At 68.7% G+C, this 21,029-nt stretch carries 19 protein-coding genes and 2 pseudogenes; 7 read left to right on the top strand and 14 right to left on the bottom strand.

Annotation, left to right across the window (positions count from 1 at the left end; all coding sequences use genetic code 11):
• From E1264_RS22815 to E1264_RS22805, 3 genes are all read right to left on the bottom strand, one after another.
• Positions 1-494 (bottom strand): GAF domain-containing protein (locus E1264_RS22815; RefSeq protein ID WP_132176762.1); only part of this gene is annotated, 494 nt, incomplete at its 3' end.
• A 130-nt stretch (positions 495-624) separates the two neighbouring features.
• Entirely contained in the window at positions 625-1,791 is a 1,167-nt protein-coding gene (locus E1264_RS22810) for a N(5)-(carboxyethyl)ornithine synthase (protein ID WP_207936086.1), read from the bottom strand.
• 1,017 nt (positions 1,792-2,808) lie between these two features.
• Positions 2,809-3,129 (bottom strand): UBP-type zinc finger domain-containing protein, encoded by a 321-nt coding sequence (locus tag E1264_RS22805; protein ID WP_207936085.1) that lies wholly within the window; start codon positions 3,127-3,129, stop codon positions 2,809-2,811.
• Between the two features lie 199 nt (positions 3,130-3,328).
• Between E1264_RS22805 and E1264_RS22800 the strand changes: the two genes are divergently transcribed.
• Positions 3,329-4,264, top strand: coding sequence for a LysR substrate-binding domain-containing protein (locus tag E1264_RS22800; RefSeq protein WP_165964315.1), 936 nt, complete (start codon positions 3,329-3,331; stop codon positions 4,262-4,264).
• A 45-nt stretch (positions 4,265-4,309) separates the two neighbouring features.
• Here the strand turns inward: E1264_RS22800 and E1264_RS22795 are convergent, their stop codons facing one another.
• The 4 genes from E1264_RS22795 to E1264_RS22780 form a co-directional block, all read right to left on the bottom strand.
• Positions 4,310-4,753 (bottom strand): tyrosine-type recombinase/integrase, encoded by a 444-nt coding sequence (locus tag E1264_RS22795; RefSeq protein ID WP_165964314.1) that lies wholly within the window; start codon positions 4,751-4,753, stop codon positions 4,310-4,312.
• A 215-nt stretch (positions 4,754-4,968) separates the two neighbouring features.
• A complete protein-coding gene (locus E1264_RS22790) occupies positions 4,969-6,075 on the bottom strand; it encodes a glycosyltransferase family 4 protein (RefSeq protein WP_132176754.1) in 1,107 nt (368 codons plus the stop codon).
• 104 nt (positions 6,076-6,179) lie between these two features.
• Positions 6,180-7,700: an MAC/perforin domain-containing protein gene (locus E1264_RS22785; protein WP_132176752.1), complete on the bottom strand. Its 1,521-nt coding sequence runs from the start codon at positions 7,698-7,700 to the stop codon at positions 6,180-6,182.
• Between the two features lie 674 nt (positions 7,701-8,374).
• A complete protein-coding gene (locus tag E1264_RS22780) occupies positions 8,375-10,213 on the bottom strand; it encodes a carboxypeptidase-like regulatory domain-containing protein (protein WP_132176750.1) in 1,839 nt (612 codons plus the stop codon).
• Positions 10,214-10,786: 573 nt separating this feature from the next.
• Between E1264_RS22780 and E1264_RS22775 the strand changes: the two genes are divergently transcribed.
• Together E1264_RS22775 and E1264_RS22770 are read left to right on the top strand one after the other, a co-directional pair.
• Positions 10,787-11,062 (top strand): antibiotic biosynthesis monooxygenase, encoded by a 276-nt coding sequence (locus E1264_RS22775; RefSeq protein WP_132176748.1) that lies wholly within the window; start codon positions 10,787-10,789, stop codon positions 11,060-11,062.
• Between the two features lie 105 nt (positions 11,063-11,167).
• A complete protein-coding gene (locus E1264_RS22770; protein WP_132176746.1) occupies positions 11,168-11,803 on the top strand; it encodes a DsbA family oxidoreductase in 636 nt (211 codons plus the stop codon).
• Positions 11,804-12,047: 244 nt separating this feature from the next.
• Here the strand turns inward: E1264_RS22770 and E1264_RS22765 are convergent, their stop codons facing one another.
• A complete protein-coding gene (locus E1264_RS22765; protein ID WP_132176744.1) occupies positions 12,048-12,980 on the bottom strand; it encodes a LysR family transcriptional regulator in 933 nt (310 codons plus the stop codon).
• 73 nt (positions 12,981-13,053) lie between these two features.
• Here E1264_RS22765 and E1264_RS46250 point away from each other — a divergent pair.
• A pseudogene (locus tag E1264_RS46250) lies at positions 13,054-13,890 on the top strand (EamA family transporter); the annotation flags it as partial.
• Positions 13,891-14,018: 128 nt separating this feature from the next.
• On the opposite strand, the pseudogene E1264_RS45410 reads toward E1264_RS46250, so the two are convergent.
• Positions 14,019-14,164: pseudogene (locus E1264_RS45410) on the bottom strand (LysR family transcriptional regulator); the annotation flags it as partial.
• Between the two features lie 66 nt (positions 14,165-14,230).
• Here E1264_RS45410 and E1264_RS43575 point away from each other — a divergent pair.
• Complete coding sequence (locus E1264_RS43575; RefSeq protein ID WP_165964313.1) at positions 14,231-14,389, top strand: hypothetical protein; 159 nt, start codon at positions 14,231-14,233, stop codon at positions 14,387-14,389.
• Between the two features lie 294 nt (positions 14,390-14,683).
• Positions 14,684-15,649: a radical SAM protein gene (locus E1264_RS22750; protein ID WP_207936083.1), complete on the top strand. Its 966-nt coding sequence runs from the start codon at positions 14,684-14,686 to the stop codon at positions 15,647-15,649.
• On the opposite strand, the gene E1264_RS22745 is transcribed toward E1264_RS22750, so the two are convergent.
• Genes E1264_RS22745 through E1264_RS22735 form a run of 3 tightly spaced genes read right to left on the bottom strand, consistent with a single transcriptional unit; the run spans position 15,650 to position 17,690 of the window.
• Positions 15,650-16,264 (bottom strand): pentapeptide repeat-containing protein, encoded by a 615-nt coding sequence (locus E1264_RS22745; protein ID WP_132176742.1) that lies wholly within the window; start codon positions 16,262-16,264, stop codon positions 15,650-15,652.
• An 11-nt stretch (positions 16,265-16,275) separates the two neighbouring features.
• Positions 16,276-17,358: a hypothetical protein gene (locus E1264_RS22740; protein ID WP_132176740.1), complete on the bottom strand. Its 1,083-nt coding sequence runs from the start codon at positions 17,356-17,358 to the stop codon at positions 16,276-16,278.
• Positions 17,355-17,690 (bottom strand): type VII secretion target, encoded by a 336-nt coding sequence (locus tag E1264_RS22735; protein ID WP_132176738.1) that lies wholly within the window; start codon positions 17,688-17,690, stop codon positions 17,355-17,357. Before E1264_RS22735 ends, E1264_RS22740 begins: the two co-directional genes overlap by 4 nt.
• Positions 17,691-17,791: 101 nt before the next feature.
• On the opposite strand from E1264_RS22735, the gene E1264_RS22730 reads away from it, so the two are divergent.
• Entirely contained in the window at positions 17,792-18,229 is a 438-nt protein-coding gene (locus E1264_RS22730) for a YbaB/EbfC family nucleoid-associated protein (protein WP_132176736.1), read from the top strand.
• 200 nt (positions 18,230-18,429) lie between these two features.
• Here E1264_RS22730 and E1264_RS22725 read toward each other — a convergent pair whose 3' ends face one another.
• Positions 18,430-18,909 carry a hypothetical protein gene (locus tag E1264_RS22725; RefSeq protein ID WP_132176734.1) on the bottom strand — a complete coding sequence of 160 codons (480 nt, stop codon included), beginning with the start codon at positions 18,907-18,909 and terminating at the stop codon, positions 18,430-18,432.
• A 247-nt stretch (positions 18,910-19,156) separates the two neighbouring features.
• The coding region (locus E1264_RS44710) for a serine/threonine-protein kinase (RefSeq protein WP_132176732.1) at positions 19,157-21,029 on the bottom strand (1,873 nt) is incomplete at its 5' end.

The raw sequence follows: 21,029 nt of genomic DNA, 5'->3' as shown, positions 1-21,029 counted from the left end.
GTGTCCAACGTGACGGCCAACGCGGTACGCGCGAACACCAGCGCGTCGGCCAGCTGCTCCCCCGACAAGGACCCGGGCCCGGCCCGGTAGAGGACCAGAACACCCGGACGGATCGCGCCGACCTGCAAAGGGAACGCGAACAACGCGCCTACCCCCGCTTCGAGCGCCGACGCCGCGAACCAGGGCCAGCGTGCCCGGGACACACCCGAATCCAGATCGGCCGCCAGCACGGGCCCACCCTGCGTCCACGCGTCCATGCACGGACCCTCGCCGAGCAGGAACTGCAGGGCGTCCACCCGCCGAGCGGTCTCGTCGGTCGCGTGCAGCAGCGTCCGCCGATCCGACCTCGTGACCACCGACAGGGACGCGCCGTCCGTGCCCGCCGACAGGCCGGCGGCCCGGCACACATGTGCCACCGACACGGCCTCGGCTCCGGCGACCCCGTGGATCAGCGCCCAGACCCGGGCACCTCGGTTCTCATCCTTGATCACCACGCGGGGATCATCGCCCCATCGGCGCAGACAGGGAGTCTCAATGGCGAACCTATCCCGCGGCTCCGCCGGAGACCACCCGTTCCATGCGTGGCGCCGAAGCGCTGGGAGGCGCCGCGTCGGCCGGCAGTCGTCAGAGCCGGGGGTGCGGGTAGGTGGGTGAGCGGTGCTGGAAGGAGAGGATGTCGGGGTTCTGGACGACGCCGTCGCGGATCTCCACGGCGCGCTCGATGATCGTGTCGGTCTTCGGGGCGGAGGCGGCGGGGGCCGCGAGGACCGTGGGCAGATGTGGCAGTAGCGCCTCGCTGATCTCCCAGGTCGCCGAGTCCCAGAGGTAGGACGGGCTGTGGTCCACGCCGTAGTGGCGGACGTTGCCGCCGACGGTGTACATGGGGTCGTCGAACGAGGTCGGGCGGGCCCACTCGAAACCCATCCCCGCGTCGCAGGACACGTCGACGACCAGGGTGCCGGAGGGGAAGAGCGGCAGGTCGCCGGTGGTGGCGAACATGAGGGGGTTGCCGGGGTCCTGGAGGACGCAGTTGACGATGATGTCGTGCCGGGCGAGGAAGGCGGCGGCCGGGACCAGGCCGTCGTCGGTGAGGACGCGGGTGCGGGCCGGGTCGTCGGGGTGGCGGTCGAAGTGGACGATCCGGGCCGAGTGGATCGGCGAGCCGACCGCGCTCACGCCCCGCTGCGTCAGGATGTCGACATCGTGGACGCCGTGCGCGTTCAGGGCGGTGACCGCGCCCCGTCCCGTTGCGCCGAAGCTGATGACGGCGGCGCGCCGCCGCCGTCCGTAGGCGCCGGTGGCGCCGGTCAGGGCGAGGGCGTGCAGCACCGAGCTGTACCCGGCGAGTTCGTTGTTCTTGTGGAAGACGTGCAGGGCGAATCCGCCGTCGGGCGTCCAGTGGTTCATCGCCTCGAACGCGATGAGCGTCAGCCGCCCGTCGATGGCGAGCTGGGTGATCTCCGGGTCCTGGACGCAGTGCGGCCACCCCCACAGGGTCTGGCCCGGGCGCATCTGCTTGAGGTCATCGGGTTGCGGTTTGAGGATCAGGACGACGTCGCAGCGGGCGATGATTTCGTCGCGGGAGAGGAGCCCGGCGACAAGCGGCGCCAGGTGCTCGTCCGGGACACCGAATCGTTCGCCGTATCCGCGTTCGAGATAGACGCGCGAGCGGAGGGCGGGGTCGAGCCGGTCGAGGTGCAGCGGGTGGATCGGCTGCCGGCGCTCGTTCTCCTTGCCCGATCGCGCGGTGATTCCCAGCGTCGGTCCGGTCGGCGTTCCGCCGCCGTTCAATTGGCTGTCAGGACATAGGGGCGGTGGGGGGATGAAGTGTCCCCTCCGGCATGGCTTCGGGCGGGCATGAGTCTCCGATCGTTGCCCGGTGGAGGTCCAGGCCGCCCACCGGGCAGGGGCACTGTCGCCGTTGCCGGGCGTGCGGTCGTACACGGCCCGGAAGGTTGCGAAGATCAGCTGAGGAGGGCCGCTCCGGCGGCCAGGGTCACCGGCGTGCGGGTCGACCGCGAGCGCGGTGCCGTCATTGCCGGACGCCCGCAGTGTATGCGCACGCCGCCCACGCGCGGGCTCGCCGGCGTCGCCGTGCCGCCGATCAGCCATCGTGATGAGCCGTTCGCCGATCGCCTGTGTCCCCGGAGAGATCACCGGGCTTGGCTGGACGGTGGCCGGTCACTGCTGGGGCCGCGCTGATCCACCGGGGCCGTCCGATGCACGGTGAGCAGTCCCTCACCGCGGCGGACGGCCCTGGCTCAGCCGTCCCGCTCCGGACCGGCCGTCCCGCTCCGGATCGGAGGACGTCCTGATCGCCGATCACGTCACCGACGCCTCACCGGACTCACGTGCGGCGTCCGTCGACGCCGCCACGGATACGACGGCACCGCTTCTCCGCCGAACCGTCCGTGGCCGTCCGGGACGGCGCTCCAGCGTGTCCACGCGGTCCTACAGGGGCGATCGTGCTGGCCGCCTGCGGCGCCGTCCCGGGTCGGCCGGGCACGCGGCCCCGAGACCGTGCCGACACGCTCGCCGCTCTCCCGCCTGCAGAACGACCTGAGCTGTGCCCCCATGAGCGCCTCCCCCGAAGGGAGTCTTTGTGACCAGTACGAACGATGGCCTCGGAGTCCATGACACGGCAGGTCGCGACGCTTCGGCCCGGCAGAGCCCAGCCGCCTCGGCAGGCCGGTACGCCCCGTCGTCCACGGCTCACCCGTACGACTCCCGAACGGACTCTTCAGCGCCCAGCGATCTTCCCGTCCCGCCACCGGGGCAGGTGCGGGCGGCGCCGAGCCGCTGAGCGGGTCAAACCTCGCGCCGGTGGACGTAGCACCATTTCCACGAGGAACCGGGCTCCAGGGCGCCGGCGACGGGATGGTCGGTCTCCTGGTAGTGCGCTCGGCCGTGCTGGTGGGGTGAGTCGTCGGAGCACGCCACCCAACCGCAGCTCAGGCAGACCTGCAGCCTTGTCCAGGTGGCACCGAGCGCTTGGCAGCCCGGGCAGCGGTCCGACCGCGGGGTCACCGGCGCCAGCCCGTCGACGTGCTTGCAACGCGGCACCGATCCGTTCGGGCTGAGCGGGAAGACGGATGCCATCTGGAGATGCCTGTCGCGGTCAGTGCCCATTGCAGGTGTTCCTCTCCGCCGCCCCCGACGATCTCCGCGTCCGGCCCGGTGGATCCTGGATCCGGTATCGCCGAATCAGTCAATCGCCGCCGGCGCCGACCGGAAACCGCCAAGGCGAGCGGAACTCATCACCAGCGCCCATAACACCCGCGCGGGTCGGCGGAGGGTTCCTGCCGATCGGCCGCGTACGTATGCTCTCGTGCGGGAGGTGCCGGTCGTGGAGCTGCGCCAGCTGCGCTATTTCGTGACCGTCGCCGAGGAACTGCACTTCGGCCGCGCGGCGGCGCAGGAGCACATCGTGCAGTCGGCGTTGAGCCAGCAGATCCAGCGGCTGGAGCGTGAGCTGGGGGTCCGGCTGCTGGAACGCAGCACGCACCATGTCGCGCTGACCGTCGCAGGCGCGGCGTTCCTGGTCGAGGCCCGGCAGATCCTGGCGCATGTGGACCGGGCCGTCGCGATCGCCCGGAACACCGGCAGCGCCGTGCCCGCCCTGCGCGTGGGGATCATCGACGCGAGTTACGACTCGATGCCCCAGATCCTCCAGGAGGCGCAGGCGCACCGTCCCGGCCTGGTCGTCCATCAGATCGAGGCGGGCGTGCCCGAGCAGTACCGGCTGCTCGCCGACGGCCGCCTCGACGTCGGCATCGGCCGCGCCGCGCTCGCCCCGCCCCACATCGCCTCGCAGGTGTTCCGGCACGACCCGCTCGGCGTCCTGCTCCCGCGCGAACACCGTTTCGCCGAACTGGACGCGGTGCCGGTCGGCGACCTGGCCCGGGAACCGCTGCTGCTCGCCGAAGAGGCCCAGGCCCCGGAGTTCAACCAGTTCACCATCGAAATGTGCCGGGCCGCCGGTTTCACACCGACGGTGTACGCGGGGACCGTCGAGAGCATCCGCGCCGCCGCCGACCTGGTCGCCCAGGGGCGCTGCCTGTACTGCGTGCCGTCCTCGTGCGTCAGCGCGCTGCCCGGCACCCTGTGGCGTCCGCTCACCGAACCGGCGTCCTACTACCCCTGGTCGGTCCTGTGGCGCGCCGACGACGACTCCGACCACGTCACCACCATCGTCACCTGCGCACGCACCCTGTCCGCACGACTCGGCTGGCTCACCACGCCAGACCGCTTCACCCCGGACTGATGCAGGACGATGCCCGCCCCTGCGACCGGCGACGGGCGCCCGAGGTCATTCCTCCACGGTGAGCCGCTGGATCGCTCGCCGGCGATCCTCTTCTGTGAGCGGACGGTGACGACGGGCGGTTTCAACAGAGAGGCCGAGGAGATCGGCGACGACGACCGTGTCGGTCCCCTGGCGCGCCATCGCCTGGCCGGCGGTGTGCCGCAGCACGCGGGGTGTGAAGGCGCCGTCGCCGCCGCCGTCGCGGCCGAGAGGAAGCCCCGCGGCGGCGACGACGGCCCGCAGCACGGCGTGGGCGGAACGCGATGACAGGCGAGAGCCCCGGCGGTTGAGGAACAGAGCCCAGCTGGAGTCGGCGCCCTTCCAGCCGGCCCGTTCACCTAGCCACTCCTCCAGCACGGCGCGAAGGCTCGGGTGCAGGGGCACTTCACGGAACCCGCCCTTCCTGCCGTGGCGGACGATCAGGTCGCCCCCGCGGGCCGGCAGGCGCACGTGTCGATGTCCAGCCTCAGCACACGGCTCCGTCGCAGGACGGGTGACCGTGGCCGTCCGCCGACGTCGCCGGGACATGAGACGACTTGTCGTGAGCGCCCTCCACGAGGCATCAAGATCACCACCCGCCGGCTGGGGGCAATGTCGGTCGCTCCCGCCTCCCTCCTGCACTGGATAGCTGGATGCCGTGGCGCCTGTTGCGACCCCGCCAGGGATCATTGCCGCTGGTCGAGGAGTGCGTGCAGGACGTGCCGCCAAGCGGTGGCGGTCTCGCTCACGTGCAGTGCCCGGCGGCGGGCGTGGGTCTGGTCTAGGCTTCCGCGCTTCGCCCGTCCCGCCGGATCGGCGTACAGTTCCTCGAGCGCGGCGGCGACCGCGGTGGGCGCCACCAGCTTGTGCGCGATGTAGTCGCCGGGAATGTCGTCGGCCTGGACCGGCGGTACGAACATCGCCTTCTCGTGCCACAGCTCCCGGCAACCCGGATGGCCAGGGATGATCTGCGGCGCGCCGGTCGCGGCGTGCTCGAAGGAGACGAGGCCGAACCCTTCGGCGGACGCCGTGTTCACCCCGGCGTCGCAGGCGTTGTAGACGACGTTGAGCCGCCGATCGCTGACGTCCGGGAACTCGTGGCTTCGAGGATCGGTGTGCAGTATCCGCCCGTCCCGCCTGAGCCGGAGATAGCGGTCGTGGTCGGCCAGGGTCCGGGGCGGGATTCCGGAATGCAGATGGAGCTTCACGTTGCGGGGTTTGCCGGCCGCGAAGAGCGCGAATCCCTCGATGGTCAGCCCGAGCCGTTTCCGGACGCTGTGCCGGTTGCCGTTGAGGACGATGAACGCGTCCTCAAGATCGGGGCCGTAGAGGAGCCGCCTGGCCTTGGCGACGTCACCCAGCGGACGGAACGCCTCCGTGTCGATACTGTGGGGAATCACCGCGATATCGGATCTCGACAGGGCGCGCTGGAGTTCCGCGCGACCGAACCGTGAATAGGCGATGATCCGATCAGCGGAACGCAGCGGTGAAAGGAGCCCGGGCTGTGACAGCGGTCCGTCCACCGGGCAGTACACGACCGTTCTCGGCCTCGGCCTGCACCGCTCGATAGCTGGAAAGTGAGCACAGTACAACCAGTAGTCGTGGAAGAACAGGACGGCGTCCGGTTGGAGGCTGGCCAATAGCGCAGGAATCTGGGTGCGCCCATCTGGGTCGCCGGGCACCTGGTTGGCGTACCGTTCCCACGGGCGTTCGCCGCGCAGGTCGCGGCGGTTCAGCATGAAATGGTGGAACTCGAATTCGTGGTGCAGGCTGTTCATGATGCCGGTGGCCACGCGGGCGAAACCCGTGGGCCCACCCTGCGCCAGCACAAGGATTCTCGGCCTGGGACGAGAATTCGGCCGCGCGCGGGATGGGCCCACCGTGCCCCCTCTTCGCGTCAGCCCGTGCTCATCGTGTAACCGCTGCCGTCCGGGTTGCGGAAGAACAGGACGCCGAGTTCTGCCGGAATCGGCTTCATCTCGTTCTCGCGCACCATGAACTCGATCGCGGTCCCGATGCCTTGGCCGAGAATGCCGACGGCCATGATGTTGGCAGGGAACCCGATGGCACTGCCGGGGTTGGCGGTCTGGAGCCAGTGGGTGAGCTGCTCACCGCATCCCGCCGCCCGGAGCACGTCGATGAACTCCGGGCTCGGAACGGCGTCCCAGTTCATGTTGTAGCCGGCCAGGACCAGGATGTTCCCGTTCATGAGGAGGCCCTGGGCCGTGACGTCCTCCGCCATCGTCTGGTACATGGCGGTGTAGGTATGCGACCAGGTCTTGGCGTCGACGCCGTAGTACCGGTCGAACAGCACCGCGCCTTCCGTGGTGATGTCCTTGCGCCCGTCCAGCACGATCAGCTGGTAGCCGGCGTTGTACGCGGGCGGGTTCGGGGGCTTGAGGAGGTGGCCGATGGTGATCGCCGGCGGCCGAGGCTCGGGCGGCGGGTAGAGGGTGGTCGAGGTCGTGATCATCAGCTTGGGGCGCATGGTCTGCCCGTACGCCTGCCATGCCTCCTGGACGGCCCTGCGCCGGTCCCCGCACAGTTCCCAGATCCCGCGCAACTTGAAGTCGACGATGGCGGGGTCGGTGGCAATCGAGTCGACCCAGGCGTTGTACGCCTCGACACTGGCCTGCGACGGGTTCCACGGGTCCAGCGCGGCGACCCGGGCGCCCTTCGCCGGGTCCGCGCCGATGGCCCGGATGCCGACGCTCGAGTTCGATGAGTACGCCTTCCACTCGCTGCTGCCGCGGATCTTCGACGAGATCGAGCCGCTGCTGAAAAGCCCCTTGTACTGGGCGTTCAGCATCGCGCTGATCTCCGCCTTCGCCATCTGGCTGCGCTTCTCGGTGGCGACCCAGAACCCGAGGGACGCGCCCAGGCTCACCTCGGTCGTGTAGTAGATCCCGAAGCTGTCGAAGAATTCGATGAAGGCTCGCAGTTCCGATTCGTCGAAGGTGGCGGGCAGTTGCGCGACCCGGTCGGTGAACGCCTTGCTCGGAAACTTCGGATCGGCGGCGAGTTGCAGCCGCGCGAGCTGCGCGTACATGTTGTGGTAGCTGAACATGTACTCGCTGGAGCGGGTGTACTCGCCGGAGAACTCGGACTTGAATTCCCCGCTGAACGCCCCGTAGGACGCGCTGACGCCCAGTTCGGCGGAGAGGGATGCCTGCAACTCGTCCCGGGCCTCGCCGGTGACGCTGTAGAAGTAGGTCTTGGTGTCCTCCCGTCCCAGCACGTCGTTCGGAATGTCCCACTCGTGGCCGAGGAAGGTGAACGTGTGGTACCCGGATTCCGCGAGATCGAAGAGCGGTGTGATGAGGCTGTCATCGCTCATCGTGCCGTATATGTCGAATCCCTGGCCGACGGCGTTCGCCTGGGAAAGGATCGGGTGCGCGGTGGTGTGCAGCAAAGTCATGGCCGATCGGTCCGCCTTTCCTGCGCTGGCGAGTATCCTGCTCAATTTCGTGCATGCATCGCCGAAATCGCGGCGCACTTCAAGCTAACACGCGGTTTCTTGCCGGCAGAAGTGATCGATTCTATCCTTGACCTGCCGAATTCCGTTTCGGTGCCTGCCGATTACGGACGTTCCACCCGAGAACGGTGCAGTTCGGGCGTCCCGCTCCGGCGCCGCGGACACCCCCGGGTCCGCCCGGACCGGAGAACGAGCCGTACCCACCGCGAAGGCGAGACCCCCCTGCCGCGCGCCATGGCCGTCGCATGGCGGTCGCATACGGTTCTCTTGCCCGTGGGCCGGCACACCCCGTCCGACGGCCCTGCTAGCCGGCCGAAGCCCCCGTCCCTACCTCACACAGAACTCGCCGTAGGGTCGTCGGCGCGGTGGGGCTGGCGCTGTATGGGCTGCGGGACGGCCTCCGACGCAACTGACCATCCGATGGCCTGGGGCGTGCTCAGCCCCAGGTCCGCAGCCCGGCCCCGACTGGGCCCGACATCACCAATGCCCCCGGCTACGTCCGGACCTGCGCGCCAAGGCTTGAACCTCGTCATCGCAACAGGGACGGCTCGCCAGGCCCAGGCAGAGGCTCTTAGGCTCGGGATCTTGGTCCCAGCCGTCGACCCCGATGTCCCCTGTCATTCCTTCGGGACCGCCAGATCGGGGCCCTTGGTCGTCTCTCCGGCGACCACATGCAGGGGCCGCGGATACCAGATCAGATCGCCGGGTCCGCCCGAATAGCCGAGCCTGATCCATTGTGTGGCCAGGCCGTACAGGCTGTATTCAGCGTCTCCCGTGACCGTGGCCCAGGGCGCGGCGACGTCGCCGGTCCGCGTGCTGACGGCGACGACGGTCACGTACTCGTTGGGGACCACGGCACCGATGACCTTGCCGGTCATCTTGCCGGTCTGCGGCAACCGGGCGTCGGCGGTCGCCGTCCGCCCGGCCACGACCCTCACCGGGCGCGCGGCGAAGCGGTCGGGCGCTCCACCGGACCACTGCCAGACATAACGCCCGTGGAAGTCCGGGTACTGGACGCGCCAGTCGTAGGGTCCCAGGCCGTCGATCGTGTAGCGCCCGCCGGAGTCGGTGCAGTTGCGGTCCCACACGTCCGGGCTGGATGGGCTCGCCGGCTGCACCCAGGCGCACACGTCCTCGACCGGCTTGCCGATGCGGGCGTCGGTGACGGTCCCGGTGATGGCTCCCGCCGCGTCCATCCTCACCCCGGTCTTGACGACACGGCCGCTGGTCAGCGTGAACCACGCCGCCTTCTCCATGTCCCCGGTGCCGCCGTTCGCACCGACCCACTGGCGGCCGTGCACGCCGTCGGTGGGCGTGATGAACAGCCGGTACTTGCCAGGCCACAGCTGGGGGAGGCGGAGCGTGCCGTTGGCGTCGCTGCACTCCTCGCTGAGAGTTGCGCGCCCCCGCTTCCGGGCGGCGGCCTTGGTGGTGGCGGCCTGCGTGCCGAACAGCGTCACGCACGCACCTGACACCGGTTCGGCGGTCTTGGAGTCGCGGAACGTCAGGACGATCAACGCCTCGCGCATCAACCTGCCGGTGACGCTCGTGGTGGCGTCCGCCCGTACGACCACATCGTCGATGTGTCCGTAGAGGTAACCCTCCGGCGGTGCTATCGAAAACGAATAGGTCCCGGTGAGGACGTCGTCGAACGACACCTTCCCCTCGGCGTCGGTCACGCCGAAGAGCGTCCGGGGCCCTTCCCGCGCCGCCACGCTCGCACCGGCCAGCGGTTTGCGGGTCTTGGTGTCGACGACGCTCACCTCGAGGTCCCCTGTCGGGAACGCGATCTCGGTGACGGTCGTCTCTTCGCCGGGCCGCACCGTTATCGGATCGGCCTGATGCTGGTGCGGCTTCCCGTGGGCCCACTGCAGGTTGCCCTTCGAGTCGAAGGACAGCCTGTAATCACCGGACTCCAGCCGGGAGAACGTGAATGCCCCGTCGACATCGGTGATCTGGCGGTCGCGCTGGTTGCCCGAAGCGTCGTACACCTCCACGGCGGCGCTCGCCACCCCGGATCCGGAAGCGGTCACGAACCGGCCGGAGATCGAGCCGTACTCGATCGGCTTCAGGCGCAGCGAAGCCGTGCCGGGCGAGACCACCGGATCGGCCGACGCCTGGTCGGGCCTGTCGAAGGCCCACTGGTCGTGGTAGTCGGTGGCGATCACCTTGATCCGGTATTCCCCCGGGCGCAGCCAGAAAAGATCGTAGTGACCGGACTCGTCGGTGTTCGCGCCACCGGAGTGCCCGCCCGAGGAATTGAACGCCTCGACCCAAGCGCCCGCCACCGGTTTTCCGGTCTTCGCGTCAGTGACCGTTCCTTCGATTCCGGCGCTGTCCGCCCTGGCCGGTGCCGCCAGCGCCCCCACCAGGACGACGGCGATGATCGCTGCGATGAACCCCCGGCAGCGTCGAATTAACACGGACACGGCCCCCTCCGTCCGCTCGACGGGCAATCAGTAACGTAAAGAAGACCTCCACCCCCACGGCCCGGTTGACCGAGAACCACCGGAATGACGGAACCTGACCTCATCTGGCCGACCAGGTCATAGTGAGTTTTGTGGACGCGTTGACGGCCTCCAGTGCCGCGGACAGCGGCAGCGGCTTCCGGCCCTGGCCTTCGGTCAGAACGGTGGAGTCGCCGGTCATGACAACGCTTCCTTAGATCCTCGGCGAGGGCACGGGGCGTGGCGATGACGGGACCCGCCGTGACCGGCAGAAGGGCGCCATCTCTTTCGCCAGTTGCAAGACCCGTCGCAGATGGCCGTTCCCGCGTCGATGACCGGCGGAGCCCCTACTACCAGTGCGCTGATCGCCTGGCGCCTGATTCACCGATCAAGCGAATACGTCGTTCGCTGACCATCCGGCCAACCGTACGAGTGAGGCAACCGTGGAGAACATCCCCGGGTGCCAGCCTCGGCGCCGCTGCCACTCCGCGGGCCGCGCGCTGACATTTTGACCTCAACTGGGATTGAGGTTGCACGATGGCGGCCCGGGGCGTTGCCCCTCGTCCGACATTGAGGGGTGTCGTGAGCACGGAATCCGGTTTCTATTCGACCATCGACTACACCGTCGATGGCCATGACACCCAGCGTGAGTTCGTGGCAGCGTTCGCGGAGATTCAGGAGCGGTGGGTGCGCGTCCATCCCGGCTACCGCTCGGCGCGTTTCCATGTCAGCGCCGACCGCAGCCGCGTGTGCAACATCGTGCACTGGGCGAGCGAGGCGGACTTCCGCCACTTCGTGGAGACCTCCGACACAGTCATCCGCGCGGTCGGCCCAGGGCCGCAGCCCCTCGATGCCTGACCGCACGGTTCCGGCCGCCGGGCAGCTGCGTTCGGCCGACCCGCCGCCAGGCCGCCAAATCGGGCGGACTTGCCCCATCGACCACGATCACTGCGCGGGACGTTCATGAAACTCGAGATTTACGCCGACGTACTGTGCCCTTGGTGCTACATCGGCAAGAGGCGCCTGACGGCCGCCTTGGCCCGGCAGTCCAGCGACACCGATATCGAAATCGTCTGGCGCGCCTACGAACTCGCGCCGGACGAAGGCCGGACACCAGGCCCGGCCGCCGCTGAGGCCATGGCCGACTGGTGGGGCGAGCAGGCGCCTGCTCGCATCTCCCGGATCCGGTCCCTGGGCGCGGCCGAGGGCCTGGAGTTGAACCTGCATCTGGCTCGTCCGGTGAACACCTTCGACGCGCACCGGCTGGTCAAGCTCGCCGCCGACCGCGGCCGGGCCGACCAGATGATGGAGTTGCTGCTGCACGCCTACCACACCGAGGGATGCAATGTGGCCGACGCGCAGGTCCTGCGGCGCCTGGGTGGCGAGGCCGGGCTGGACACCGGAGAGGTGGGCACCGTCCTGGACGGCGACGATTACGCCGATGAGGTGCGCGCCGACCGGCGTCGCGCGGCGGAGCACGGCGTCACCAGCGTGCCAAGCCTCGTGATCGGCGGCCTCCCGCCGGTCTCCGGAGTGCAGCCCGTCGCTGATCTGCACGCGCTCCTGCGGAAGGCCCGACTCGCTCACCCGACGCCCTGACCAAACCCCCGCGGCCGACCTGACAGACAGTTCAGTCCGCTGCGGGGCGGACGCCAGCGGGGCAATCTGCTCCGCGCACGTCTCTCCGCACCCTCTCGACCCACGCCATGAGGTTCTGCTCGCCCCCGCGGGACGCCCGGACGGCTGACGGGGAGCGCGGGCTGCCGCAGCAACCGACCATGCAGTTTTGGAGCCGGCACGCGTCGGAACGAAGAGTCACGCCAACGTCAATCCAGGCGACCGCTTATCGCCTTTCGTCCCGATGCTGGTCGCCCCCGATCGTTCGCGCGGCGTCCTTGAGCGCTGCGAGGCCGTGTGCGATCGGTGGCTGACGTTCGCTGCCCCGGCGGACGCAGGTGACGATGCGGCGCACCGGCACCACCTCGCCCCGCAGCGGCACGCGCACGGTCCCGTCGTCCGGTGGCAGCGGCGCGAGCCGCGGCACCAGACCGACCCCGAACCCGTGGGCGACGAGAGCCGAGACCGCGAACCACTCGTAGGCCTCGTGGACGATCTGCGGCGCGAACCCGGCGGCCGAGCACGAGGCGAGCATCAGCTGATGCTGGTCGGAGCGGTCCGGCGAGCCGATCCAGGGCTCCCCCGCGGCGTCGGCGAGCCGTGCCGTGCCGGCGGCGGCGAGGTGGTGCCCGGCCGGGACGAGCAGGTCCTGCGGCTCGGCCAGCAGGGGCCACTGGCCGAACCGGGTGTCACCGGGCGCGGGCGTGTGCGCGCTCGGAATGAAGACCGCGATGTCCGCGCGCCTGGCCAGCAGGAGGTGGGCGGCGTCGTCGCTCTCCCTCTCGCTCATGTGGACGGTGAGGCGCGGATGCTCCCGCCGAAGTATCGCCGCGGCGGGCGCGACGAGTGCCGCCAGAGCGCTGGACACGCTGCAGAACCGGACCTGTCCGGACGTGCCCTCCCGGTGCTCGGCCAGCTCGGCGCGGGCCTCTTCCCACTGGGCGTGCAGGACATCGGCATGCCGCAGGACCGTGCGCGCCGCCGGCGTCAGCCGCACCCGCCGTCCCTGCGCCTGCAGCAGTTCGACGCCGAGGTCGCGGGCGAGCTGACGGAGCTGCTGCGACACGGTCGAAGGGGTGAGGTGCAGCGCCTCGGCGGCGGCCGTGACCGTACCGCGCTCGGCCAGGACCCGGAGCGTCTGGAGACGGGGATCGATCATATGGCCATTCAACATGGTTCTATTCGAAATCTTTCGATGGACCCGAACAATCGAGTGATCGCAGACTGGCCGCATGACGGCGACCACGAAGCCGCCCGCGCCTCCGGGCGGCGGACAGAGCGGGCGACCCCGCGTCCCGGGCCCTGCGCTGGTCCTTGGCAGCGTGGTCTCGATACAGGCCGGGATGGCCTGCGGGAAGGGGCTGTTCGCGTCAGTCGGATCGGCCGGTGTGGTAGCGCTCCGGCTGGGGTTCGCCGCGCTGATCCTCCTCCTGCTCTGGCGGCCCCGGCCGCCGCGCGGGGAGTCGCTCGGCCTGGCCGCCGCGCTCGGCACGGCCATCGCCGGAATGCACCTCATCTTCCCGGCGATGGAGCGGCTGCCGGTCGGGGTCGCCTCGGCGTTCCAGTACCTCGGCCCGCTGACGCTCGCGCTGCTCCGCGCGCGCCGGAGGCGCGACCTGCTGTGGGCCGCGGTCGCGGGCGCGGGCGTGCTGCTCCTGCACGGCCCGGCCGGCGGCCGGCTCTCCCTCACCGGAGCCGCGTTCGCCCTCGGATCCGGCGCGTGCATGGCGGCCTACCTCGTCCTCAACAAGCGTGCCGGCGCGAAGGCGGCGGACGGCGCGCCGCTGGCCTGGGCGGTCGCCTTCGCGGCCCTGCTCACCCTCCCGCTGGCGCCGCTCGCCGGTCGCGAACTGACCCGGCCCGGCCTGCTCGCGGCCGGGCTGGGCATCGCCGTCCTGTCCGCGGTCATCCCGTGGTCGCTCGACATGGCGGCGCTGCGCCGCCTGCCCGAAGGCGTGGTCGCCGTGCTGGTGAGCCTCGAACCCGCCGCGGGCGCGGTCGCCGGCCTCGTCCTGCTCGGCGAGCACCTCACGTGGTCCGGCTGGGCGGCGATCGGCTGCATCTCCACCGCCTGCGCGGGCGCCTCCTTCGGCGCATGGGACGGCAAGTCACGGCGCCGGTCAGCCAAGGATGCTGAGCACCGGTCGCCTGCGTCCCGTTCGACGCCGACGTCGATGCGCTACTTGATCCGAGCGGCCAGCTCGGCGCGGGCCTGTTCCCACTGGGCGTGCAGGACGTCAGCGTGCCGCAGGACCGTGTGCGCCGCCGGTGTCAGCCGCACCCGCCGTCCCTGCGCCTGCAACAGTTCTCGGCGGCGGCCGTGACCGTACCGCGCTCGGCCAGGACCCGGAGCGACGACGTCACCCGCGGCCCGATCGGGGTGGGGCAGCCATGGGCACGCCCGCCTACATGCCTTCCGAACAGCGTCAGGGCCTCCCCGTCGACCACCGGGCGGAGCTGTACGCACTCGGCGCGACCCTGTACCGCCTTCTCACCGGCAGGACGCGCACTTCCGGCCCGCCCGGTGCTCACCGGGCCGGCATCCCCCGCCCCTCGACGCCCGCCTGAGTCCTGCAACGCCTAGTCCCACCTGGCTCTGACCTGTTCCTGCCGTCGGCGGTGGGTTCGAAGCACGGCGACATGCCTGAGTCCAGCGGGATGGTGTCATCGCCAGCATCTAGCTTGGGGTCGCCGTCCCCGATCTCCCGGCAGGTCAGCCGGAAACCGTACAGGGCATCTAGCTGCGGGCCGGGATGTGGGGCGGCTGCGTCAGGTGTTGCCGGATCGGTCGGCCAGCCAGCTCGTAGATTTATCTCCTACGTTGTTTCCACATTCGCATGATGATTGTCGGAGAGGGCGGGTGTGATGCTGGGCACGGCGGCTTACGTCGCTTTGGGGGAGCGGGAACTGGCACGGCGGGTCGCATCGGCCAGGGAACTGCTCGGACCGGAGCGCTGCCGGGTCTGCCCTCGTGCCTGCAAGGTGGACCGGACTGGTGATGAGGTCGGCTTCTGCGGCATTGGCCGTCACGCCGTAGTGGCCGCCCACTACCCGCATTTCGGTGAGGAGCGTTGCCTGCGCGGCACCGGGGGGTCGGGGGCGGTCTTCTTCTCGGGATGTGGGATGCGCTGCGTCTTCTGCCAGAACCACGATGTCTCGTGGACTGTGCGCGGGCAGCGGGTGGAGCCACCACGACTTGCCGCCATGATGCTGGAGCTCCAGGAACGCGGGTGCCACAACGTCAACGTGTTCACGCCTGAACATGTGGTCCCGCAACTACTGGAGGGTTTGCTTGAGGGACTCCGAGGAGGCTTGGCGCTACCCCTTGTCTACAACTCCAGCTCTTTCGACGGTATGGAGAGCCTCCGGCTTCTCGACGGGGTGGTGGACGTCTACGTGCCCGACCTGAAGGTCTGGACGGCGGCTTCCGCGCGGGAACACCTCAGGACGCCGGATTACCGGGAGGTGGCTCTGTCGGCCATTCGGGAAATGCACCGCCAGGTGGGGCCGCTCGTGCTGGACGACGCTGGTCTCGCCCGCCGCGGCCTCCTGGTACGTCACCTGGTCATGCCGGGAATGATTGATGAGACGGCACGCGTCCTCCGATGGATCGTCGAGGAACTCGGCGGCGGGACGTACGTCAATCTGATGGCGCAGTACACCCCGATGGGTCTCGTGTCGGAGGAACGATATGCGGACATCAACAGGCCGCCGCTGCGCGCGGAGTACGAGGAAGCCGTGCGTCTCGCAAGGGAACTCGGCCTGAACCGGCTCGACGAACGGAGTCGGGCTTGGGGAAGAACGCTTCCGCTTTCCGTCAGTTCGTGACTAAGGAGCTACGACCGACACCGTGGCGCCGTGGCTCGCCATCCACTTCTCAAGTTCCTGGCCCGAGAGCTCGACGTCGGGCGCCACGACGCACGGGCCTATCAGGGTGCCGGTCGCGCCCTGCAGTCGTACACCGATCAGGCTCGATGCCATGAAGAACGTGCGTTCCAGTTCGGCTCCGCGCAGGTCGGCGCCGCCGAGGTCTGACTCGGAGAAGTCCACGCCGCCGAGAAAGGCCCTGCGGAAGTCCGCCTCCCGCAGATCGGCGTTTTGAGCCTCGGTTCCCGAGAGCCAGGCGCCAACGAAGGATGCCTGCCGTCCTTTGGCCAGCATGAGGTCGGCCCCCATCATCTCGACCTTGTCGAAGCGGCAGCGCATGATCTTCGCGCTCGTGAAGTCCGCACGATTCAGGACGCACTCGTCGAACACGACCCCCTCAAGCACGCTCTCCGCGAAGTTGGCGCTTTTGAGCGTTAGGCCGTTCAACTCCGCACCGGTGAAATCCAGGCCAAAGGCGTTCAGCGGACCGCTCACGCCCTGTGCGGCCCGTTCGAGGTACAGACGCAGCGCCGCAGCCGCAGAGCCGCCGGTGGGCCATCTTCTGACTTCCATCATCGCCGTCCTGGCTACGGGTACCAGACGATGCGGTTCTGCCAACCGCGCCTGGCCGCCATCTGCTGGATCTGATTGATGTGAGATTGCGGCGCGTTCCGCAGGTCGACGACCACCTCCCGGTTCTTATTGAACATGTTGCCTATCTTGTTCTCGAAGTTGTTGACGTTGAAATTGGGCGACGGGTCTACCTCTTTTAGATCATAGTACTTGCCGGTACTCGGCGAGTAGAAGTCACCCTGACCTCTGCCCTGCGGCCGCTGCAGATCGCTGGGTAGATAGCCGCGTTCCCTGAGATCGAGTCCGGTCTTCGCTTCGGCTCGCGCATTGTCGTCAATGTCGTAGGTTCCGTCTCTGCGGCGGTGATCCGGGTCCTTCTGGTAATCGCTGTAGCGCTGCGGGTCCTTGGCCGCCAGGTCGTTTCTGTGTCTGTCGAGTTCCTGGCGCTCCTGGGGCGTGAGTTCGCGGTGCGGCTTCTTCCCGCCGTGGCCCGGCGGCTTGTTCTTGCCGCCGGGCTGGTTGCCCTTCTTGCCTTTGAACAGCTTCCTGAACCACTCGTAGGCCCCCGCGATCCATCCTGCGATAGTCCTGAATAACCAAACGATTCCCTTCCAGATCCATGTCAACAGCCATCGCAGGACCTGCCATATGTACTTCCATAACCATCGCAGCAGCGGGAGGAGAAGCCTTCCCACCGCGCAGATGATTCCGCCTGACATGCCCGCCAGTCGGCGGATCTCAAGGATCTTCCCATAGACCGAGGCGGCACCTTGGGCGATGGCCTTCTTGGCGGCGAACACTGCGGAGGCCATGGACCTGACCGCGGTGGCTGTTCCTTCCACTGCAGCGATCGAGGCGTCGAGCTGCTGCTCGAACTGCGCCCAGAGGCTTCCGAAAGAGTCGATTGATGCACCCTGGTTCTGCGTCCGGACCAGCTGGGCGGCCGGCGAGCTGCCGCTCTTTAGGCTGCGGAGCTCGCCGGCCATGGCGGTCCACTTGCCGCTGAGGTCGTGCAACTGGTCCTCATCGGCCTGCGGCCAGCGACCTCCCGCCTTGGCCACGAGATCGGCCAGGTCAGGGGGAAGGGTCAGGGTCATGCTCTTCCGCCGATGCCGCGTTCGATCTCGACCAGCCGCTTCTTCACCGCCTCGTCGGCGGCGTCGACGTTGTCGGCATGGACGTTGAGGTTGTGGCCGACAGTGTCGAATGCCTCGGCCAGCGCTCCCAACAGCTCGCCCATCTTGGCTGCGACTTCCTGGTACGCGCCGCCGAAGGCCATTCCTTCCTCATCGGCCCCCCATACGCCAGGACCACCGGCAACCTGCGATTTCATCGCTTCCTGACGGCTGGATAATTGCTGGCCGAGTTGTCGGATCTTACTGCTGGACTCTCGAAGGCTCTGCGTACTGATGGCGAAGCTGTCGGACATGACGGTATCGTAACAATCTTGTCAATACCTCCGGTGGACCGGGCAAGCCCGCCAGTAGGCTGCACACCGTTCTTGCCGAGAGGTCGAGAGGCTGGTGACACGTGGACGAACGGTCCGCTTCCCGGGACAGCATTCGACCTGTTCAGAACGAACGAGCACCGAGCGAACCGGCACCCGGCGCCCTTCAGGCGACGGGCGTTTCCAGAAACGGCCTGATCACGGTCGTCCTGAACTTCGAGGGCCGTGTCGAACGTCTGACCATCGCTCCTGAAGCCCTGCGGACGGGCCCTCGGCGCGATTCGGCGACCATCGCGGCCGAAATCCAGGAGGCATTCAACGACGCCGTGGACAACCTGGAACAAACCATCCGCGAGAGCACCGGCGGCTTGCTGGGCGGCGTCGAATCGGAACTCGACCAACTCGTCGATCGCTACGAGCGCACCATGGTCCAACTGACGGACGACATCGCCGAAGCGGGTCGAAAACTAGGCGCCTTCCCCAGTGATACCGCCAAAGGCCCACGCAACGAACAACGGTAACGGACCTATCACCCCAACGGAACACGGCTTGTGGCGCGCGCCCCTAAGGTTGGATTTGCGATCCCGAACGCGAGCCGGCACCTCCGTGCAAGTCGGCACATCACCCACCCAGCTGAACGGCATTGGTACCAGTCCGTCGATGGGCGCCGCCGGGTGGGTGTCGTCGGGGTAGGTGGTGAAGTGGAAGAAGTGCGACGCTTCTATTGCAGCCTGAGGAACTGGAATCTGCCGGTCTGGAAGGTCGAGGTCGATAGGCCGAAGAACTTGTGCTCGTAGAGCTGGCACGGGTTGCCGAAGCACGCGTCCACCTGAAGGACCCCCTCGTACGTGGTGACCGACTGCGGAGCACGCCCCGGCAACGAGCTGGACCTCAGGCGGGTAAAAATGATGGGATCCGGCACCGCGGGTTCGACCGCGTCGAAGCCCAGTTCTCTGGTGAACGCCAGGTCGCCGATGGCACACCGTTTCACGAAGACGGTGAAGGTGTAGACGACGCGCTTCGTGTCGGTCCGGAAGACCCGGCTGCGGTACGTCTGGCCCGCATCGCACACCTCCTCTTCCGCCGCTGCCGCCGCTGCTACGGAGGCCGGGGCTGCCCCCGACACGGGCACGGTTTCGACCGCGAGGCTCGGCGTGGGGCCGGCAGCATGGGCGGGCTGGACGCCCAGCGCCGCCAGCATGGTCGCGAGCCCTGTGGCAAGGCGAGTGACAAGCATTGTTCGTGTCATTGACCTGGCTCCAGATCTGTTGCGCGGCAGACGGTCGGCTGCCGACGGGTTCACCGAGCAGTTCGGCCACGCCACGTTTCTGGATGTCGGACACGTCAAGATCCTTCGGTGCCGAGGTGTCAAGCCCGAGCAAGGCCGTGTTCCATACCGTCGACCCGGCACCCGGCCGTCGCGGAGGTGGGAGAGCGCGGGACTGGGCTCACGCGTCCCAGATTTGGACCGACCCGTCGCTGAAGCCGGTGGCCACCAGCAGACGTCCATCCACCGGTTGCGGCGCAAACGCCAGGGACTTCACCGGTCTGGTGTGCTGGGTCTGACCGAGCGGTGCCCCGGTGGCTGCGTCCCATAGCCGCACTGTTTTGTCGTCGGAGCTGGTCGCCAGTAGCGGCCGCCCTTTGACCGGCTGCGGCGCGAATGCCACCGCTCGCACCGGCCTGGTGTGGCCGGTCAAGGGCTGGCCGACGGGTTCTCCCGTGGTTGCGTCCCACAGTCGCACTGTCCCGTCGGCGGAGCCGGAGGCCAGAAGCAGTCGGCCGTTCACAGGACGGGGTGCGAACGCCACTGACCGCACCGGGCTGGTGTGGCCCGTCAGGGGTTCGCCGACCGGTTTCCTGGTGGCCGCGTCCCACAAGCGAACCGTCTTATCGAGAGAACCGGTGGCCAGCAGTGTTCGCCCGTCGATCGGTTTCGGCGCGAACGCCACGGAGTTCACGGCCTCGGTGTGGCCGGTCAGAGGCTGGCCGACCGGCTTCCTGGTAGCCGCGTTCCACAGGCGTACCGTCTTGTCGTCCGAGCCGGTCGCGAGGAGCAGGCCTGGTCCAGGGACCCGCTGTGGCGCGATTGCCACCGCCCGTATCGGCCTGGTGTGGCCGGTCAGGGGTTCGCCGACCGGCTTCCCGGTTGCCGCGTTCCAGAGCCGTACTGTTTTGTCGTCTGAGCCGGTCGCCAGGAGCAGCGCTCCATCGACGGGTTTTGGTGCGAACGCCACTGCCCGTACCGGCTTGGTGTGGCCGGTCAGAGGCCGACCGGTCAGTCTTCCGGTGGTGGCCTCTCGCAACCGTCCCAGAATGGTGTCGCCGGTCTGGCCGATTCGTTCTCCGGTGGCCGCATCCCACAATTGCACCGTGTTGTCGTGGGAACCGGTTGCCAGCAGCAGCCGCCCATCGACCGGGTGTGGCGCGAACGCCACCGATTGCACCGAATTGCTCTCACCGCGCGTTGGAGCGTGCGGTTGGCTGGTCCAGCGTAGATGCCACTCCGGTTCCCAGCCGGTGGCGGGGGCATGGTCCTGCGAGACCTGCGCGCGCGGTCGATCCGCGGGTTTGTGGCGGGAGATGGCGCGTAGACGGTCGGCGACCGCGGACGCGGACTCGGGTCTGTGCTCGGGATTCTCAGCGAGTAGGGCGCTGATGAGGGCGTCGAGGGGCGCGGGGATGCCGATCCGGTGAGCGCCGGGCGGGCCGGAAGTGCGCGTCCTGCCGGTGAGAAGGCGGTACAGGGTCGCGCCGAGTGCGTACAGGTCCGCCCGGTGGTCGACGGGGAGGCCCTGACGCTGTTCGGGAGCCATGTAGGCGGGCGTGCCCATGGCCGTCCCAACCCTGGTCAGGCCGCTGGTGGCGTCGTCGATGCGGGCGATCCCGAAGTCGCATATCTTCAGCGTCCCGTCGGCCACCAGCATCAGGTTGGCGGGCTTGATGTCGCGATGCACCACACCGGCGCTGTGGACTGCGGCCAGGCCCTCGCACGCCTGTACCGCATATTCGAGGACCTGGTCGATCGGCAAGCCCTGCCCGGGCGCATCCTCCAGTAGCGAGTCCAGATCGCCACCCGCCAGAAATTCCAGGACCAGGAACGGGACAATCTGGTTGCCACCGGCGCGTCCAAGTTGCCGATGCTCGCCGAAGTCATGGACCGTGGCGATGTTGCGATGGTTGAGCCTGGCGGCGGCCTCACCCTCCCGCCGGAACCGGGCCCTCACCTGCTCGGCCGCCTGAGGGTGATCGCGCAGATCGGCACGGACCAGTTTGACCGCCACCCGGCGTCGCAGAACCTGGTCGTTCCCCTCCCACACC

The organism is Actinomadura sp. KC216 (genome assembly GCF_004348535.1).
Classification (GTDB): domain Bacteria; phylum Actinomycetota; class Actinomycetes; order Streptosporangiales; family Streptosporangiaceae; genus Spirillospora.
This window is presented reverse-complemented; position numbering and strand designations above follow the sequence as displayed.

Bases quoted from the DNA above. Each gene is read 5' to 3' on its own strand.
- E1264_RS22725 (WP_132176734.1), bottom strand. From the start codon at position 18,909: ATGCTGGCGGCGCTGGGCGTCCAGCCCGCCCATGCTGCCGGCCCCACG.
- E1264_RS22765 (WP_132176744.1), bottom strand. From the start codon at position 12,980: ATGATCGATCCCCGTCTCCAGACGCTCCGGGTCCTGGCCGAGCGCGGT.
- E1264_RS22745 (WP_132176742.1), bottom strand. From the start codon at position 16,264: ATGATGGAAGTCAGAAGATGGCCCACCGGCGGCTCTGCGGCTGCGGCG.
- E1264_RS22735 (WP_132176738.1), bottom strand. From the start codon at position 17,690: ATGTCCGACAGCTTCGCCATCAGTACGCAGAGCCTTCGAGAGTCCAGC.
- E1264_RS43575 (WP_165964313.1), top strand. From the start codon at position 14,231: ATGCCTTCCGAACAGCGTCAGGGCCTCCCCGTCGACCACCGGGCGGAG.
- E1264_RS22785 (WP_132176752.1), bottom strand. From the start codon at position 7,700: ATGACTTTGCTGCACACCACCGCGCACCCGATCCTTTCCCAGGCGAAC.
- E1264_RS22805 (WP_207936085.1), bottom strand. From the start codon at position 3,129: ATGGGCACTGACCGCGACAGGCATCTCCAGATGGCATCCGTCTTCCCG.
- E1264_RS22770 (WP_132176746.1), top strand. From the start codon at position 11,168: ATGAAACTCGAGATTTACGCCGACGTACTGTGCCCTTGGTGCTACATC.
- E1264_RS22740 (WP_132176740.1), bottom strand. From the start codon at position 17,358: ATGACCCTGACCCTTCCCCCTGACCTGGCCGATCTCGTGGCCAAGGCG.